Source organism: Roseomonas populi, from assembly GCF_024594815.1.
Lineage (GTDB): Bacteria > Pseudomonadota > Alphaproteobacteria > Acetobacterales > Acetobacteraceae > Roseomonas > Roseomonas populi.
In genome coordinates this window covers 137549-154439 of the sequence record NZ_JANJOU010000010.1, presented here as the reverse complement: position 1 = coordinate 154439, position 16891 = coordinate 137549, and the positions used below count along the sequence as shown (strand labels likewise).

Sequence of the window (16891 nt, the reverse complement as noted above, 5' to 3'; positions counted from 1 at the left end):
GGCGCGTGGGGGCTTACCTCCTTCGCCGCCTGGCGCTGCTGGTGCCGACGCTGTTCGGCATCATCCTCATCAACTTCGCCGTCACCCAGTTCGCGCCGGGCGGCCCGGTGGAGCAGATGATCGCGGAGCTCCGCGGCCAGGGGAACACCAGCCTCGGCCGCCTGACGGGTGAAGGCGGAGGCGAGGTTCGCCCGCCCCAGCCGCAGGGGGGAGGGGAGGGGCCGCGCTCCACCTATCGCGGCGCGCGCGGCCTGGACCCGGCCGTCGTGGCCGACATCGAGAAGACCTTCGGCTTCGACAAGCCCGCCACCACCCGGTTCTGGGAGATGATCACCAGCTACCTGCGCTTCGACTTCGGCGATTCCCTGTTCCGAGGCCGCCCGGTGCTGGACCTGATCTTGGAGCGGCTGCCCGTCTCCATCTCGCTCGGCCTCTGGTCCACCCTCATCATCTACTTCGTCTCCATCCCGCTCGGGATCCGCAAGGCGGTGAGGGACGGCACGCGCTTCGACGCCTGGACCTCCGGCGTGGTGCTGCTGGGCTACGCCATTCCCGGCTTCCTCTTCGCCATCATGCTGGTGGTGATCTTCGCCGGCGGATCCTTCTTCCAGTGGTTCCCGTCGCGCGGCCTGACAACCAGCGGCAGCGAGACCTGGCCCTTCCTGCAGCGCGCGGCGGACTACGCTTGGCACATGGTGCTGCCCACGGTCGCCCTCGTCGTCGGCGGCTTCGCCGGGCTGACGATGCTGACGAAGAACGCCTTCCTCGACGAGATCAACAAGCAGTACGTCCTCACCGCCCGCGCCAAGGGGGCGGGGGAGGGGCGGGTGCTCTATGGCCACGTCTTCCGCAACGCGATGCTGCTGATCATCGCGGGCTTCCCGGCCGCCTTCATCGGCATCCTCTTCACCGGGGCGCTGCTGGTGGAGATCGTGTTCAGCCTGGACGGGCTTGGGCTGCTGGGCTTTGAGTCGGCCATCCGGCGCGACTACCCCGTGATGTTCGCCACCCTCTACATCTTCACCCTGCTCGGCCTCGTCATGCAGATCATCGGCGACATCAGCTACATGCTGGTGGATCCCCGCATCGACTTCAGCGCCCGCCGTTGACCCTCTCGCCCCTCACCCGCCGCCGCCTCGCCAACTTCCACGCCAATCGGCGGGGATGGTGGTCGCTCTGGACCTTCGCGATCCTTTTCGTCGTGACGCTTTTCGCGGAGGTGATCGCGAACGACCGGCCGATCGTCGCGCGGGTGGAGGGCCAGTGGTTCTTCCCCGTGGCCGTGGAGTACGCCGAGAGCGACATACTCAGCGACGGCTTTCCCACCGCCGCCGACTGGACCGACCCGGTATTGGCGGATGAGGTGAGCAAGCGCGGCTGGGCGATCTGGCCGCCCATCCCCTTCAGCCATCGCACCGTGGTGCGGGACCTCGGCCGCCCCGCGCCCTCCCCGCCCTCCGCCCGCAACCTGCTGGGCACGGACGACCAGGCGCGGGACGTGCTGGCGCGGGTGATCTACGGCTTCCGCATCTCCGTCCTTTTCGGCTTCACCCTGACCATCCTCTCCTCCATCGTCGGTGTCGCGGCCGGGGCGGTGCAGGGCTATTACGGCGGCTGGGTGGACCTGATCTTTCAGCGGGTGATCGAGATCTGGTCGGGCCTGCCGCAGCTCCTGCTGCTCATCATCCTCGCCAGCGTGATCGAGCCGAGCTTCACTTCGCTCCTCGTCTTCCTCCTCCTCTTCTCCTGGATGTCCCTGACGGGCGTGGTGCGGGCGGAGTTCCTGCGCGGCCGCAACCTCGATTACGTCCGCGCCGCCCGTGCGCTCGGCGTCTCGGACACGCGGTTGATGGCCCGCCACATCCTGCCCAACGCCATGGTGGCCACCCTGACCATGCTGCCCTTCATCCTGGCCGGCTCCGTCACGGTGCTCGCCAGCCTGGACTTCCTGGGCTTCGGCCTGCCGCCCGGCTCGCCCTCGCTCGGGGAGCTGGTGTCCCAGGCGAAGAACAACCTGCAGGCGCCCTGGCTGGGCATCACCGCCTTCGTCGTGCTGGGCGGCATGCTCACGCTGCTCGCCTTCATCGGAGAGGCGGTGCGCGACGCCTTCGATCCGCGCAAGCAGCCCGGTGGCTCCATGGGGGGTGGCCGGTGAGCGATCCCATCCTCGACGTCCAGGACCTTTGCGTCGCCTTCCGCGGGCACCAGGTGGTGAACGGCGTCTCCTTCAGCGTCCGTCCCGGCGAGACCCTCGCTTTGGTGGGGGAGAGCGGCAGCGGCAAGAGCGTCACGGCGCTGTCCTGCCTCCGCCTCCTCGGCCCCGGCGGCGCCAATCCGGCCGGGAAGGTGACCCTGGACGGGGTGGACGTGCTGCGCGCCTCGGCGGGCGAGCTGCAGCGCCTGCGCGGCGGCGTGGCGGGGATGGTGTTCCAGGAACCCATGACCTCGCTCAACCCGCTGCACACGATCGGGCGGCAGGTTGCGGAAGCCATCACCCTGCACCGTCCCATGCGCGGCACCGCGCTGCGCCAGCGAGTGATCGAGCTGCTGCACCGCGTCGGCCTGCGCGCGGCGGAGGAGCGGCTGAACGCCTTCCCGCACCAGCTCTCCGGCGGCCAGCGGCAGCGCGTGATGATCGCGGTCGCGCTCGCCAACGACCCGCGCTTGCTGATCGCGGACGAGCCGACCACGGCGCTGGACGTGACAATCCAGGCGCAGGTGCTGGACCTCCTCGCGCGGTTGAAGCGGGAGCTTCGCATGGCGATGCTCCTCATCACCCATGATCTCGCGATCGTCCGCCGCCACGCGGACCGTGTGGTGGTGATGAAGGACGGCGCGGCCGTGGAGCAGGGCCGCGTGGCGGAGGTCTTCGCCAATCCCGCGCACCCCTACACGCGCATGCTGATCGAGACGCAGCCGCACGGCCGCGCCGCGCCGCTGCCGCCCGACGCGCCGGAGATCCTGCGCGCGGAGGGCATGAAGGTGCACTTCCCCATCCGCCGCGGCCTGTTCCGCCGCGTGGTGGGGCAGGTGAAGGCGGTGGACGGCGTGGACATCACGCTCCGCCGCGGCGAGACGCTCGGCGTGGTGGGGGAGAGCGGCAGCGGCAAGACGACGCTCGGCCTCGCGCTGCTCCAGCTGGAGCACTCGGAGGGCGAGGTGGCGCTGGATGGCCGGCCCATCCACGACCACTCCCGTAAGGCGCTGCGCCCGCTGCGGCGGAAGATGCAGATCGTCTTTCAGGACCCCTATGGCAGCCTCTCCCCCCGCATGAGCGTGGGCGAGATCGTGGGCGAGGGGCTGGCCGTGCACGAGCCCACGCTCTCTCGTGTGCAGCGGGATACACGCGTGGCGGACGCGTTGCGCGAGGTGGGCCTCGATCCCGCCACCGCCGTGCGATACCCGCACGAGTTCTCCGGCGGCCAGCGCCAGCGCATCGCTATCGCCCGCGCCCTGGTACTGGGGCCGGAGCTGGTTGTGCTGGACGAGCCGACGAGCGCGCTCGACGTCTCCGTGCAGGCGCAGGTTGTGGAACTGCTGCGCGACCTGCAGGAAAGGCGTGGCCTGGCCTACATCTTCATCTCGCACGACCTGCGCGTGGTGCGCGCGCTCGCGCACCGCATCGTCGTGATGAAGGACGGGCAACTGGTGGAAGGGGGAGAGACGGAAGAGGTGGTCTCCAACCCGAAGCAGCCCTACACCCGCGCCCTGATGGAGGCCGCCTTCGAACTGCGGTCCGACCCGGGATGCGAGACATGAACGAACTGGAGCGCCTGCGCGATCTGCTGAACCGGGAGCAGGTGAAGCTCGGCATCAACATCCGGCAGATGAACGCGCCGGGCTCGCCGGTTTACCGGACGGGCGAGAACATCACGATTCCCGCGCTCCTGCTCGGCGCCAGCCTGCTGGCGACGATGTACGTCCACACCTGGGTCGGCTTCGCCATCCTCGTCGCGGGCGCGGCCTGGTGGATCCTGAAGGTGCTGCCGAAGGTGCGGGACGGCGTGTTCGACCGCAGCGCCGCCTTCGCGCTCTCCAGCGAGGCCGCCTTCGACGCGCTCTGGGCGAAAGGCGTGCTCAGCCTCTACGCGCGCATGCCGGATGGGACGGAGAGGGCTGCCGCGAAGCGGCAGGATTGGCGCGCCTTCGTGCGCGCGCTGCCGGAGGGGTAGCGCCCTTCCGGCGCGGGAGCGGGCCGCCGGAAGGCGGGGGCGCACCCGGAGTGCAGGCCCCGCTCCTTGCGGCGAGCGGGGCGTCGGAGGGCGGCCAGCCGAGCGGCTAAGACCGCACTCCTCGCGGTGGAACGGCTCTCAGCTCGCCCGCTTCGTAGCGGTCTGGGTATTGGCCGCCTGCGCGGCGGGGCGCTGATCCACATCCTCGGCGGCCGCGGCCGCCTCGCCCATGATGCTGCGCATCTCGCGCAGCAGGGCAGCGCCCTTCACGGTGCGCTGGACGAGGACGGAGCGGCGATCCTGCGGGTCGGTCTTGCGGCGGGCGAAGTCCAACTCGCCCAGGCGATCCAGCGCGCGGGTGATGGCGGGCTTGGAGACGTTGAGCGAGGCGGCCAGGCCGCGCACCGTGTGCGGGCCCTCACCGAGATAAACCGTCAGGAACACGCCCAGCTGCCGCGCGGACAGGTCAGGGCCGTCGCGGCGAACCAGCGCCACAACCGTATCCCGGAGGATGCCGACGAACTGGTCCGGTGTGCCTTGCACGGGCATCGATCAATCATTCCTTCTCTTGGGGCGGACCATTTTGGCCCGCCAAGCTTACAATCATCTGCCGGGCCTCTCTCCGGATGGAGGAAACCCGAGCCGGCCTTGCGGAATTCCCGCTCAGGACCTGGCCCATGCAGGTAGGAGCGCCATCAGACCGGCGTGGAGAGCCCGCAGGCCCATCGCTTCACCGCCCTCCGGACGACCAGGCCGTGCCGAATCGTTCCAGGCGTATAGGTCGAGATGAGCCCAGGGAACACCATCCGGAACAAACCGGCGTAGAAAGAGCGCAGCGACGATGGATCCCGCCATCGGCCGACTGCCGACGTTGTTGATGTCGGCCGCCGAACTGTCGAGCCACGAAGCGTAACCTTCATGCAACGGCAGCCGCCAGAGCGCGTCGTGACACGCCTCGCCCGCCGCGAGAAGTGCGCGGGCGACGCTTTCGTCATTCGTGAACAGCGCGGGTAGGTCAGGGCCGAGCGCCACGCGCGCGGCGCCGGTCAGGGTCGCGGCATCGATGATCAGCGCGGGTTGGTGTTCCCCCGCGAAGGTAAGGAGATCGGCGAGCACGAGCCGGCCCTCGGCATCGGTGTTGCCCACTTCCACCGTAAGGCCCTTGCGGGTCCGCAGCACGTCGAGCGGCCGCATGGCCATGGCGGATACGGCGTTTTCCACCGCGCCGATCACAACGAGGAGGCGGATCGGCGCGCGCAGGCGCATCAGCGCTTCCGCCAGGCCGAGCAGCAGCGCGGCGCCGCCCATGTCCTTCTTCATGCGCTTCATGCCGTCGGCCGACTTCAGGTCCAGCCCGCCCGTATCGAAGCACACGCCCTTGCCGCAGAGCGCGATCAGCGGCCCATCGGCGCTGCCCTCCCAACGGATCACCGCGACGCGCGGCGCGCGGTGGCTGCCGCCGCCGACAGCGGCGACGGCGGGGAAGCCCTGCGCCAGCGCGTCGCCCGCGATCTCCTCGAACCCTGCTCCGCAGCGCTCCGCCACGCCGCGCGCCGCGTCGGACAGTTCGGCCGGGCCGAGATCGGCGGCGGGCAGGTTGATCAGCTCCCGTGCCCGCAGGATCGCCTCCGCCAGGACCTGCGCCTCGGCACCGCCTTCCGGCGGCACGAGCCGCGCGGGCTTGCGGGCGGGGGCTTTGTAGCGGGCGAAACGATAGGCACCGAGCATCCAGCCAAGGGTGGCGGCGGCCGGATCGGCTTCCCCGGCCATGTGCCAGTCCGTTCCTTCCGGCAGGGCGAAGGGCAGGCCGCCATAGGCCCAGGGCGAGGTGGGCGAGGCGCCGAGCCCGAGCACGGCGGCGGAAACTCCTTCCCTGCCCGGCAATAGCATTACCCGTCCCGCCTCCGCGACGAAGCCGCTCTCCCGCAGGAATGCGGCGGCCGAGGGGTCCAGTCCTTCGGTCAGCTCCGGCAAGCCCTGGCGCGTCACCGCATGCACGGGGCGTGAATTGATGCCGGGCATCGCAAGGGCCCAGAGGAAATCGGCTTCAGCCATTCCTACAACTAAAGATTGTATATCGTTAAAGTTCATCGCGGAAGCGAAATCGTTGCGCGGATGCCTGCCGCCAGCGCTTCCGCCAGGCAGGCATAGCCGCGATCATTGTGGTGTAGCCCGTCCGGCGCGATCATCGCGGCGTCCGGCGTCCCCGTGGCAGCCCACTCGTCCATCATCCGGCGGCGGGAGAAGAGCGGAACGCCGCGTTCCTGCGCCACCTCCGACAGCACGCCGTCGAACAGGTCCCGCAGCACGGCGTGGGCGGCCACCCAGGGGCCGCGCTGGCTGTCCATCAGGATCACGTCGGCGCCCGCGTCCTGCATCATGGTCACGCCCTGCCGCAGCAGGGTGCGGAAGCGGGTCAGGCTCTGCTCGCGGATCGCGCCGTTCACGCCGAGCTGCCAGATCACCAATGTCGGGCGGGCCGCCACCACATCCGCCTCCAGCCGGGCGCGCATCTCCAGCGCGTCCTCCCCGCCGCGCCCGCGGTTCAGCACTGTCGCCGAGATTCCCATGCGCCGCAGCGCGGCCTGCAACTGCGCCGGGTAGGTCCTGTCGGGCGAGGAGGCGTAGGCGCCCTGGGTGGAGGAACTGCCGAAGGCGATCACCAGCGGTTCCCGGCCCTCGCGCAGCGCCTCCGCGAGGTGCGGCAGCTCCAGGGGCTGGAGCGCGGCCGGCGGGCAGGCGGCCACCTCCGCCGCCCGGGCGGCCGGGGCGGCGAGCAGGCTGAGCAGCAGAAGAAGAAGGCGCGGGGCCATCCATTGCCTATGCCGTACGTTTCTCGCATCGCCAAGATCACCCGTGTCCCCGCCTTTCCCCGGGCAGGCGCGGGTGATACGCGCCGCGGAATGCGAATCCTGCTCTGGTACTGGGGCCGGCGCGGCGGCGGGGCCCAGTTCGCCCTCTGCCTCGCGCGCGGCCTGGCCGGAAGGCCGGGGGTGGGGCTCGCCCTCTCCCTGGCCGACCGCAACGAGTTGCTGCCCGAGGCGCGCGCGATTGGCGTGCCGCTGGACGCGGTGGAGACCTTCGCCGGCGCGGCGGGGGCGGCGCTCGGGACCCTTCGCATCCCCACCCTGCGGCGCCGCCTCGTGGAGCAGGCCCGCACCACGGGCGCGGAGGTGATCGTCTCCGCCATGAACCATGTCTGGACGCCGCTGGTCGCTGGCGCCCTGCCGCGGGCCGGTATCCCCTTCGTCAGCACGGTCCACGACGCCCTGCCCCATCCCGGCGATCCCGCCTTTGCCTGGGACTGGCGCCTGCGGCGGGAACTGAACGCCGCCGCGGGGGCCGTGACCTTCTCGGAAGCCGTGTCGCGTGCCGTGACCGCGCGGCGGCCCGGCCTGCCGATCCTGCACCTGCCTCTCGGCGCCCACATCCCGTCCGTGGCCATGGCCGCCCCGGCGCCGGCCGCGGATTTCCTCTTCTTCGGCCGGATCCGGGCCTACAAGGGCCTGGACCTTCTGCGCGATGCCTTCGCCGCCCTGCGGGCCCGCCATCCCGGCGCGACGCTGCGAGTGGTGGGGGAGGGGGATCCGGACGCCTGCGCCCCCGGCCTCGCTGCGGTACCGGGCGTGACGGTGGAGCCGCGCTGGGTGTCGGATTCCGAGATGCCCGCCCTCGTCGCCTCGGCACGGGCGGTGGTGCTGCCCTACAGGGAGGCCAGCCAGTCCGGCGTGCTGCCGATCGCCCTCGCCCTGGGCGTGCCGGTGGTCGCAACGCCCGTGGGCGGGCTCTCCGCCCAGCTGGAGCACGGGGTCAGCGGCCTCGTGGCGCGGGAGGCCTCCGCCCCCGCCCTGGCCGAGGCCATGGCCGCCCTGCTGGACCCTGCCCGCCGCCTTGCCCTCTCGGCCGGCGCGCGGGAGGCGGGGGCGCGGCTGACGGACTGGGACGCGCAGGCCGCGCGTCTGGTCACCTGGTTGGAGGAGACGGTGCGATGAGCCCGCTGCACCGCATCTGGACCCTGCTGCCGCGATCGGCCCGGAGGGAAGCGCTCTTCTCCCTCACTGCGCTGCTCGCCCCGCGGATCGCGCGGCCCGAGCCCCCGCCCGCCCTGCCGGTGACGGTGGCCGGCTACTTCAATGCCCGCACCGGCCTCGGCGCCGCGACCCGGCGGCTGGCGGCGGGGCTGCGGGACCAGGGCATCTCCGTGGTGGAGGCGGACCTCACCGGCCCGCTACGGCAGGGGCCTGCCGGCCCGCCGCTCGCGGTGCCGCCCGGGCCGGGGACGCTGCTGGTCCATGTGAACGGGCCGATGCTGCCCTGGGCGCTGCTCGCGCTCGGTCGGCGTGCGGTGGCGGGAAAGCGGGTGATCGGCGTCTGGAACTGGGAACTGCCCGTCCTGCCCGCCGATTGGGGCCGCGGCCTGGCGGCCTGCCACGCGGTCTGGGTCGGCACGGAATTCGTGGCCGGCGCCTGCCGCCGGCCCGATGGCCCCCCGGTGCAGGTGGTGCCCTACCCCCTGCCGCGCCCGGCCCCCTCCGGCCTCGGCCGGGCGGATTTCGGGCTGCCGGAGGGGGCCTTCGTCACCCTCGCCGTCTTCGACGCCACCTCATCCCTCGCCCGGAAGAACCCGCTGGGCGCGATCGAGGCCCATGCCCGCGCCTTTGGCAACGATCCCGCCCACCTCCTCGTCCTCAAGACCCACGGCACGGCCGAGGCGGGTCCCGGATGGGCGGAGGTGGCCGCCGCTGCCGCGGCACGGCCCAATGTGCGGGTGATGGATGCCTCGTTTTCCCGGGGGGACCTCTGGGCCCTGATGGCGGCGGCCGACGTCCTGCTCTCCCTGCACCGCTCCGAGGGGTTCGGCTTCGCGATCGCGGAGATGATGGAGCTGGGCCGCCCCGTCGTGGCCACGGGCTGGTCGGGGAACACCGACTTCATGAGTGGCCCGGGCTGCCACGCCGTGGGCTGGCGGCTGGTGCCCGCGCGCGATCCTCAGGGCACCTACGACATGCCCGGCGCCCTCTGGGCGGAGCCGGATCCCGACGAGGCCGCCGCGGCGCTTCGCCGGATCGCGGCCAATCCCGCTCTGCGAAATCCCCCGCCCGTCCGCCTGGCCGCGCCCAACTACCGCGCGGCGCTGGGCCTGGGCCCAGGCGAGGAGCTGTGACCGTTCTACCCTAGCAAGGCGTGGACAAGGCCGCTAAAGCACCCGGCCTGAAACACCAGACGAAACTGGAACCCATGCCGCGCGCGCTCATCACCGGTGTGACCGGACAGGACGGGGCCTACCTGTCGCAGCTCCTCCTCGACAAGGGTTACGAGGTGTTCGGCCTCCTGCGCCGTTCCTCCTCGGGCGACGTGATCGACGAGCGGCTGCGCTGGCTCGGCATCGCCGGCCAGGTGCGGATGATGGACGGCAACCTGCTGGACCTCTCCGCCCTGCTGCGGATCCTGCAGGAGGTGAAGCCGGACGAGGTGTACAACCTCGGCGCCCAGTCCTTCGTGAAGACCTCGTGGAACCAGCCGCTGCTGACGGGGCAGGTCACGGCCATGGGCGCCGGGAACATGCTGGAGGCGGTTCGCCTCGGTGCCCCGGGTGCGCGCTTCTACCAGGCTTCCTCCTCCGAGATGTACGGCCTGATCCAGGAGCCGGTGCAGAGCGAGAAGACGCCCTTCTACCCCCGCTCCCCCTACGCGGTGGCGAAGCTCTACGCCCACTGGATGACCGTGAACTACCGCGAGAGCTTCGGCCTGCACGCCAGCTCCGGCATCCTGTTCAACCATGAGAGCCCGCTGCGCGGCATCGAGTTCGTGACCCGCAAGGTCACGGACGGCGCCGCCCGCATCAAGCTCGGCCTGGCGCAGGAACTGCCCATGGGCAACCTCGACGCCAAGCGCGACTGGGGCCACGCCCGGGACTACGTGCGCGCCATGTGGCTGATGCTGCAGCAGGACACGCCTGATGACTACGTGGTGGCTACCGGCCGCACCGTGACGGTGCGGGACATGTGCCGCATCGCCTTCGACCATGTCGGCCTGAACTACGAGGAGTTCGTGAAGGTCGATCCGGCCTTCATGCGCCCCGCCGAGGTGGACGTGCTGCTGGGCGATCCCGCCAAGGCGAAGGCGAAGCTCGGCTGGAGCGCCGAGACCACGCTGGAGGAGATGATCAAGGAGATGGTCGAGGCCGACCTCGCCCGTCACCGCGCGCGGATGCGCTAGGCCCGGTGCCCCAGCCCGCCCGCATCTTGCTGACGGGCGCCGGGGGTTTCGTCGGCGGCCACCTGCTGCCCACCTTGCGCGCCGCCTTTCCCGGCGCCGCCCTGATCGGGACCACCCGTGGGGCGAGCGAGGGGGCCTTGGCCGGCGCCGACGAGACATTGGTGCTCGACCTCGACGAACCGGCCGCCATGCCGGATGCCCTGGCCGCGGCGCGGCCGGATGCGGTGCTGCATCTCGCGGCCCGCGCCGATGTTGGCGCCTCCTTCCGGGATCCCCTGGCGGTCTGGCGCACGAACCTGACGGGCACCGTTGCCCTGGCAGAGGCCGTGCTGCGGGTGGCGCCCACTGCGCCCTTCCTCCTCGCTTCATCCGGCGAGGTCTATGGCCTGGCCTTCAAGGCCGGCCGGCCGGTGGCGGAGGACGCGGTCCCCGCGCCCGCCAACCCCTATGCCGCGAGCAAGGCGGCCGCCGATCTGGCGCTGGGCGAACTCGCGTTGCGTGGCCTGCGCGCCGTGCGGTTGCGCCCCTTCACCCATACCGGCCCGGGGCAGACCGACGGCTTCGTGGTGGCGGCCTTCGCCCACCAGATTGCCCGGATCGAGGCCGGGCTACAGCCCCCGGTGCTGCGGACGGGGGCGCTGGACCGCTGGCGCGACTTCCTGGATGTGCGCGACGTCTGCAACGCTTACGCCGCCGCGCTGGAGCGGGCGGATGTCCTGCCGCCGGGCATTGCCCTGAACATCTGCTCCGGCACGCCCCGCCGCATCGGCGACATGCTGGACAGCCTCCTCCGCCTTTCCGGCGTCTCGGCGCGGGTGGAGCAGGAGGCGGCGCGGCTGCGCCCGACCGACGTGGAGCGGGTGCTGGGCGACAACACCCGCGCCCGCGAGGCCCTGGGCTGGTCCCCCCGCATCGCCTGGGAAGACACGCTGCGGAGCGTACTGGAGGACTGGCGCGCGCGCGTGGCAGCGGAGAAGCCGGGCGGCTGAAGTCCGGCGTATCCTGGCCCGCTCAGCCGGCCGCCGGCTCCAGCCCCGCCAACAGGGCGCGGGCGGTGGCGGACCAGGGCACGGGCTGGAACTCGGCCCCGATCCGGGCTTCGAGGGCCGTGACCTCCCCGGGATCGGCGATGATGCGGTGAAGAAGGGCCACCGCCTCCGGCACGTCCTCGGGGTCGTGGTAGAGGCAGAAGGGGCCACCCGCTTCCGGGATGGAGGTGGAGGAAGAGGCGACGCAGACCTTGCCGAAGGCCAGGCTCTCCGTCACCGGCAGGCCCCATCCCTCGTAGTGGGAGGGGAAGAGGGTGAAGCGGCACCCGGCATAGAGGGCGGCCAGCTCCGTGTCGCTCGGGTCCTCCACCAGCACAACCTTGCCCGCCAGCCAGTCGCAATTGTCCAGCTGCTGCATGAGGTCAGCCACCATCCAGCCGACGCGCCCGGCGAAAACGAGGGGTGGCACCTGGTCCGCCGGCATCAGGTCGAGCAGCCGGCGCCAGGCCCGGAAGGCGAGGAGGTGGTTCTTGCGGGCCTCGATGGTGGAGACGAAGAGCACGTAGCCCGGCGGCAGGGCGGCCAGCCGGGGGGGCAGGCCAGATGCGGCGGCAGGCCCCTGCCCGAAGCCGCTGCCGATCGGTAGGGCCACCACCGGGCCGGGCAGGCAGACCCCCATTCCGGGTGCCAGCCGTTCCAGGTCCCCTGCCGAGGCGCGGGAGATCGCGAAGAAGCGGTCCACCACGGGCAGGGTGGACTCCATCCAGGCGGTGAAGGTGCGGACCAGCCCGGCATCGCAGAATTCCGGCCGGGCGATCGGGATCAGGTCATAGACCAGCAGGGCCACGGAGACGCCGGTGGCCTCCTTCACCCGCCCCAGCAACTCCCCGTAATCGGTGCGGAACCAGGGCGATCCGAGGATGAGCAGCGTGTCGCCGGGCCGGGCGAGAGCCTTCAGGTCGCCGCCCTCGGCGATGGCTTGGTCGGCCGGGCGGGGGGAGGCGGGGCGAAGGAGGCGGCGCAGCGCCGCGAGGGCGCCGCCCCCCGCCCGCAGCCCGGCCCGCAATGCCGAACTCTGGGAGCGCACCGCTTCGCCGAGCGGCACGCGGATGTCCGCCGGCAGGCGGGAGGCGAGGCGGCGGACGGCCCCCGACCGGCCGGGTCCCCGGGCGCCGGGCTGGGCCCCCGTGGACGGCCCGGGACCCTCGGCGTGGCTCAGGGCGGTGAACAAGGCCTCGATGTCGGACCAGGGCACGGCACGCAGGGTGTCGCGGATCCGGTCGTGGCGGCAGAAGGCGATCTCTCCCGGGCGCTCCGCCACCAGGGCGCGGTAAAGTTCGTAGGAAAGGCGCTGGATGCCGCTCGGCCGGCGATTGACCAGCGCGTACTCGAACAGATCCTCCACATCGATCCAGAAGGTCACGCCGGCCTCCCGGGGATGTGCGGCCCTGTCCTGTCCTGACGGGCGGTGCACGTATCGGTCATGAAACTGCGATACGCGATGCGTCCGGCAGTGCCAAGGATTGCGCCCCGCTGGCCTGGGCGGGGCGACAGCCCGGGGCCCCTGTGCGATCCTGGCCCTTCCTTCACGACCCAGGAGAGATGCCCTTGCCCGAAGCGCCGCGCGTGGTGATCGTCGGGGCAGGCGGTCATGCCAAGGTGATCATAGAGGCGCTGATGGCCGCGGGCTTCCCGCCGCCCCTGGGCCTGGTGGATCCGCACCCACCTGGACCTTCCGTGCTCGGGGTGCCCGTGCTGGGCGGGGATGAGCGGCTGGAGGCGCTCCGGGCGGAGGGGGCAGCGGCGGCGGTGGTGGCGCTCGGTGGGAACGGGCTGCGTCTGAAGGTCGGGAACGGGCTGGCGGCCATGGGCTATGCCCTGCCGGCGGTGATCCATCCGGCCGCCCAGATCTCCCCGAGCGCGTCTATCGCCGAAGGGGCGGTGATCATGGCCCGGGCCTGTCTGGGGCCGGATGCCCGGATCGGGCGCTTTGCCATCGTCAACACCAACGCCGTGGTGGAGCACGACAACGTGCTGGGGGAGGCCGCCCACGTGGCCCCCGGCTGCGCCCTGGCCGGCAACGTGACGGTCGGCGACCGGGCCCTGGTCGGCGCCGGATCGGCGGTCCGGCCGGGCATCACCATCGGGGCTGATGCCATCGTCGGCGCGGGCTCCGCTGTGGTGCGGGACGTGCCGGCGGGCCTGCGTGTCGGCGGCGCACCGGCCCGGCCGCTGGCGGGGCGGGGGTGACGGCACGGGCGGCAAATCCCTGCTTCGTCCCGGCCGAAAGCGGTGTAAGAGGCAGCGAAGCAGGCCGGTCACGGCGCGGTAACGAAGGATGGCAATAAGAATGAGCGGTGCGACGATCCCGCAGCCCGAACGGCCGGCTCGCGCGGCGCAGCCCGTGATCCCGGTTTACCGGCCCGACCTCTCCGGCAATGAGCGCGCCTACGTGCTGAACTGCGTGGAGAGTACCTGGATCTCCTCGCTCGGGGCTTATATCGGCAAGTTCGAGGCGGCGATTGCCGGCATCACCGGCGCGAAGCACGCGGCCTCCGTCTGCAACGGCACGGTCGCCCTGCACCTGCCCCTGCACTGCATGGGGATCGGGCCGGGGGACGAGGTGATCGTCCCGGCCTTCACCTACATCGCCTCCGTCAACACCATCGCCCAGACCGGCGCCACGCCCGTCTTCGTCGAGAGCCTTCCCGGCGACTGGCTGCTGGACCCCGAGGACGTGGAGCGCAAGATCACGCCGCGCACGAAGGCGATCATGCCCGTCCACCTCTACGGCGGCGCCTGCGACATGCCGGCGATCATGGAGATCGCGCGCCGCCGCGGCGTGCGGGTGCTGGAGGACGCGGCCGAGGCGCTGGGCACGACCATCCACGGCCGCCATGTCGGCACCTTCGGCGATGCCGGCAGCTTCTCCTTCTTCGGCAACAAGACCGTGACGACCGGCGAGGGCGGCATGGTCGTGACGGATGACGACGACTTCGCGGCCCAGCTCCGCCAGGTGAAGGGCCAGGGCCAGTCCCTGACGCGCCGCTACTGGCACGAGGTGCTGGGCTTCAATTACCGCATGACGAACATCTGCGCGGCCATCGGCCTGGCACAGACGGAGCGCCTGCCGCAGATCCTGGCGGCCAAGCGCCGCCTGGCGGACTTCTACCGGGAGCACCTCTCCAACCTGCCCGTGACCTTCCAGCGCAAGATGGACGGGGTGGAGAGCGCGGACTGGCTGGTCAGCCTGCTACTGCCGGCCGGCACGGACCGGGACCGCGTGATGGCGGAGATGGGAACGGCAGGGGTGGAGACGCGCCCGGTCTTCTTCCCCGCGCACCACATGTCGATGTACCGGCAGGATACGCACTTCCCCGTGGCCGAGGACGTGGCCGCCCGCGGCATCTCCCTGCCGAGCTTCCCCGCCCTGACCGATGACGATCTGGCCCGGGTGTGCGAGGCGCTGACGGACGCGCTGCGGGCCCAGGGCAAGGCCTAATCCGAGGGGGGGCTTCTTGCCCCCGCTCGTCGCTGACGGTCTGTCCCGGGGAGAGGAAGAAGGAATTCTTCCTCTCCCCGGACGCCTCACCATTATCTTCTTCTTCGAGTTGGTCTGATACCGTTGACGGTGCGCCTCGGCTCGTGGAGCCGAGGAGACTGTGAGGGCGGGACCGGGTCCTGATCGTCAGCGCCTCGCCGCAAGTCAGTCTCGCGGCAGCCCGATGCAGGTCCAGGGTTGGACCTATAGGTCCAACCAGCCTCCTGGCTCGGGACAAACGCTTCGCGGTTGCCCGAGGGTCCAGCGGGCAGAGCCCCCTGGGGCCGGACAGACCGCGACGAGGTGCCGGGATCCGGTGCGGCGCCTCAGCTCGGTTCGGCCATCATTTCCGCCACCACCTGGTCGGGCGGGCCGTCGGCCACGATGCGCCCGGCATCCAGGCGTATGGCCCGCGTGCACCAGCGGCGCACGATGTTCATGTCGTGGGTCGCAATGACCAGGATGTCGGCGCCGGAGACGAGCTGGGCGAGGCGGGCTTCGGCCTTGCCGATGAAGGCGGCGTCGCCGGCCATGAACCACTCGTCCATCAGCAGGATTTGCGGCTGCATGGCGGTCGCGAGGGCGAAGGCCAGGCGGATGGCCATGCCGGCGGAGTACCCCTTGATCGGCACGTCCATGAACTCGCCGAGGCCGGCGAACTCCGAAACCTCCTCCTCCAGCTTCGCTTGATCCGCCGGGCTCAGGTTCCGGTAGAGGGCGCGCAGGCGCACGTTCTCCCGCCCCGTGCTGTCCTGGTCCATGCCGGCGGCAGGGTCGATCATGGAGCCGATGGCGCCCTCGATCCGCAAGCGGCCGCCCACCGGCTCGTAGATCCCGGCCAGGGAGCGCAGCAGGGTCGTCTTGCCGGCGCCATTGCGGCCGATCAGCGCCACGCGCTCCCCGGACTCGATGCGGAAGTTGAGGTCGCGCAGCGCGCTGACCACGACGCGGTTCGCCTCGTCCGTCCGCACCCGCACGGCGGCGCGGGCCAGCAGGCGCTTCTTCAGGCTGCGCGCGGCAAGGTGGTAGAGCGGGAACTCAACCCGCAGCCCCTGGGCTTCGATCAGGGCCATCGGATCAGACCCAGAAGGCCAGGCGACCGCGGAAGCGGGCGAAGAAGGCGAGGGATACGGCGCCGAGCACCAGCGTGTAGATGACCGCGGCGAGCCAGACGAGCGGCGCTCCGCCGCCCTCCACCAGCGGCCCGCGGATCGTTTCCAGCACGGCGTAGAAGGGGTTGAGCGGCAGCCATACGGCCAGGTCCTTCAGCAGTTCCGGCTTCCAGAGGATGGGGGTGAGGAAGAAAGAGAGCTGCATCACGTTGGCCACGATCGGCCCGACGTCCCGGAACCGCGCGCAGACCATGCCGAGCAAGATGGAGGCGAAGAAGGCGTTCGCCAGCAGCAGGGCGAGCCCCGGGACGGCGAGCAGTGCTTCCGGCCCCGGCAGGTGGCCGAAGATGACGAAGATGACGAGGATGAGGGGCAGGCTGTGCGCCGCCGTCAGCCCGTTGCGGAGGACGCTGCGCAGCGCGTGGACGGTGAAGGGCACGCGGAGCTGGCGGATCACTCCCTCCGCATGGGTCATGGCGATGCAGGCATCCGTCACCATGGCGGCGATGACGTTCCAGACCACGAGGCTGACGGTAAGGTGGGGCAGGTAGTCGGCGAGGCTGAGTCCCAGCAGGCGCGAGTAGAGCAGCCCGAGCCCCATGATCATGAGCGCCGTGGACAGGGTCATCCAGAAGGGGCCGATGACGGATCCGCGGTAGCGGTTCCGCAGATCGAGCCGGGCGAGCGCCCAGGCGAGGCGCCAGGAGCCGAGGCCTTCTCTCAGGTCGGTCCGTGCCAACTCCGCACGGCGCGGCGATGCCGCGTCGAAGACATAGGTTTCGGAGGCGAGAATGGGACCTGCGAGCATTTCGCGGGGGCCTATACACTGCCCTGTGCCCCGCCCGCCAGCAGTGGTCG

The 16891-nt window shown here is 71.2% G+C and carries 16 protein-coding genes; 10 read left to right on the top strand and 6 right to left on the bottom strand.

Translation table 11 applies throughout. From position 1 onward, the window contains the following. Positions 1–5 precede the first annotated feature (5 nt). The 4 genes from NRP21_RS14125 to NRP21_RS14110 are packed head-to-tail and all read left to right on the top strand — an operon-like array spanning position 6 to position 4172. Positions 6–1109: a microcin C ABC transporter permease YejB gene (locus tag NRP21_RS14125; RefSeq protein ID WP_257716857.1), complete on the top strand. Its 1104-nt coding sequence runs from the start codon at positions 6–8 to the stop codon at positions 1107–1109. Beyond that, a complete protein-coding gene (locus NRP21_RS14120) occupies positions 1106–2155 on the top strand; it encodes an ABC transporter permease (RefSeq protein ID WP_257716856.1) in 1050 nt (349 codons plus the stop codon). The genes NRP21_RS14125 and NRP21_RS14120 overlap by 4 nt, the downstream gene beginning before the upstream one ends. Then, positions 2152–3759, top strand: coding sequence for an ABC transporter ATP-binding protein (locus NRP21_RS14115; RefSeq protein WP_257716855.1), 1608 nt, complete (start codon positions 2152–2154; stop codon positions 3757–3759). Before NRP21_RS14120 ends, NRP21_RS14115 begins: the two co-directional genes overlap by 4 nt. Beyond that, positions 3756–4172: a hypothetical protein gene (locus tag NRP21_RS14110; RefSeq protein WP_257716854.1), complete on the top strand. Its 417-nt coding sequence runs from the start codon at positions 3756–3758 to the stop codon at positions 4170–4172. Before NRP21_RS14115 ends, NRP21_RS14110 begins: the two co-directional genes overlap by 4 nt. Positions 4173–4310: 138 nt before the next feature. Here NRP21_RS14110 and NRP21_RS14105 read toward each other — a convergent pair whose 3' ends face one another. The 3 genes from NRP21_RS14105 to NRP21_RS14095 form a co-directional block, all read right to left on the bottom strand. Continuing rightward, complete coding sequence (locus NRP21_RS14105) at positions 4311–4721, bottom strand: MarR family transcriptional regulator (RefSeq protein ID WP_257716853.1); 411 nt, start codon at positions 4719–4721, stop codon at positions 4311–4313. A gap of 114 nt (positions 4722–4835) precedes the next feature. Next, a complete protein-coding gene (locus NRP21_RS14100) occupies positions 4836–6227 on the bottom strand; it encodes a leucyl aminopeptidase family protein (protein WP_257716852.1) in 1392 nt (463 codons plus the stop codon). 32 nt (positions 6228–6259) lie between these two features. After that, positions 6260–6985, bottom strand: a complete 726-nt coding sequence (locus tag NRP21_RS14095; protein WP_257716851.1) for an SGNH/GDSL hydrolase family protein — start codon at positions 6983–6985, stop codon at positions 6260–6262. Positions 6986–7075: 90 nt separating this feature from the next. On the opposite strand from NRP21_RS14095, the gene NRP21_RS14090 reads away from it, so the two are divergent. From NRP21_RS14090 to NRP21_RS14075, 4 genes are all read left to right on the top strand, one after another. Continuing rightward, entirely contained in the window at positions 7076–8164 is a 1089-nt protein-coding gene (locus tag NRP21_RS14090) for a glycosyltransferase family 4 protein (protein WP_257716850.1), read from the top strand. Then, the gene (locus tag NRP21_RS14085; RefSeq protein ID WP_257716849.1) at positions 8161–9336 is read left to right on the top strand and encodes a glycosyltransferase; all 1176 of its coding nucleotides are present in this window, start codon (positions 8161–8163) and stop codon (positions 9334–9336) included. The genes NRP21_RS14090 and NRP21_RS14085 overlap by 4 nt, the downstream gene beginning before the upstream one ends. A gap of 74 nt (positions 9337–9410) precedes the next feature. Further along, the gene (gene gmd / locus NRP21_RS14080) at positions 9411–10391 is read left to right on the top strand and encodes a GDP-mannose 4,6-dehydratase (RefSeq protein ID WP_257716848.1); all 981 of its coding nucleotides are present in this window, start codon (positions 9411–9413) and stop codon (positions 10389–10391) included. 5 nt (positions 10392–10396) lie between these two features. Further along, a complete protein-coding gene (locus tag NRP21_RS14075; RefSeq protein ID WP_257716847.1) occupies positions 10397–11380 on the top strand; it encodes a GDP-mannose 4,6-dehydratase in 984 nt (327 codons plus the stop codon). Between the two features lie 22 nt (positions 11381–11402). Here NRP21_RS14075 and NRP21_RS14070 read toward each other — a convergent pair whose 3' ends face one another. Beyond that, positions 11403–12803: a glycosyltransferase family 4 protein gene (locus tag NRP21_RS14070; protein WP_257716846.1), complete on the bottom strand. Its 1401-nt coding sequence runs from the start codon at positions 12801–12803 to the stop codon at positions 11403–11405. Positions 12804–12988: 185 nt separating this feature from the next. On the opposite strand from NRP21_RS14070, the gene NRP21_RS14065 reads away from it, so the two are divergent. After that, positions 12989–13630 (top strand): acetyltransferase, encoded by a 642-nt coding sequence (locus NRP21_RS14065; RefSeq protein WP_257716845.1) that lies wholly within the window; start codon positions 12989–12991, stop codon positions 13628–13630. A gap of 100 nt (positions 13631–13730) precedes the next feature. Beyond that, complete coding sequence (locus NRP21_RS14060) at positions 13731–14882, top strand: DegT/DnrJ/EryC1/StrS family aminotransferase (protein ID WP_257716844.1); 1152 nt, start codon at positions 13731–13733, stop codon at positions 14880–14882. Positions 14883–15247: 365 nt separating this feature from the next. On the opposite strand, the gene NRP21_RS14055 is transcribed toward NRP21_RS14060, so the two are convergent. Both NRP21_RS14055 and NRP21_RS14050 read right to left on the bottom strand, forming a co-directional pair. After that, positions 15248–15994, bottom strand: coding sequence for an ABC transporter ATP-binding protein (locus NRP21_RS14055; protein ID WP_257716843.1), 747 nt, complete (start codon positions 15992–15994; stop codon positions 15248–15250). A 4-nt stretch (positions 15995–15998) separates the two neighbouring features. Then, entirely contained in the window at positions 15999–16841 is an 843-nt protein-coding gene (locus NRP21_RS14050) for an ABC transporter permease (RefSeq protein ID WP_257716842.1), read from the bottom strand. Positions 16842–16891: the final 50 nt, after the last annotated feature.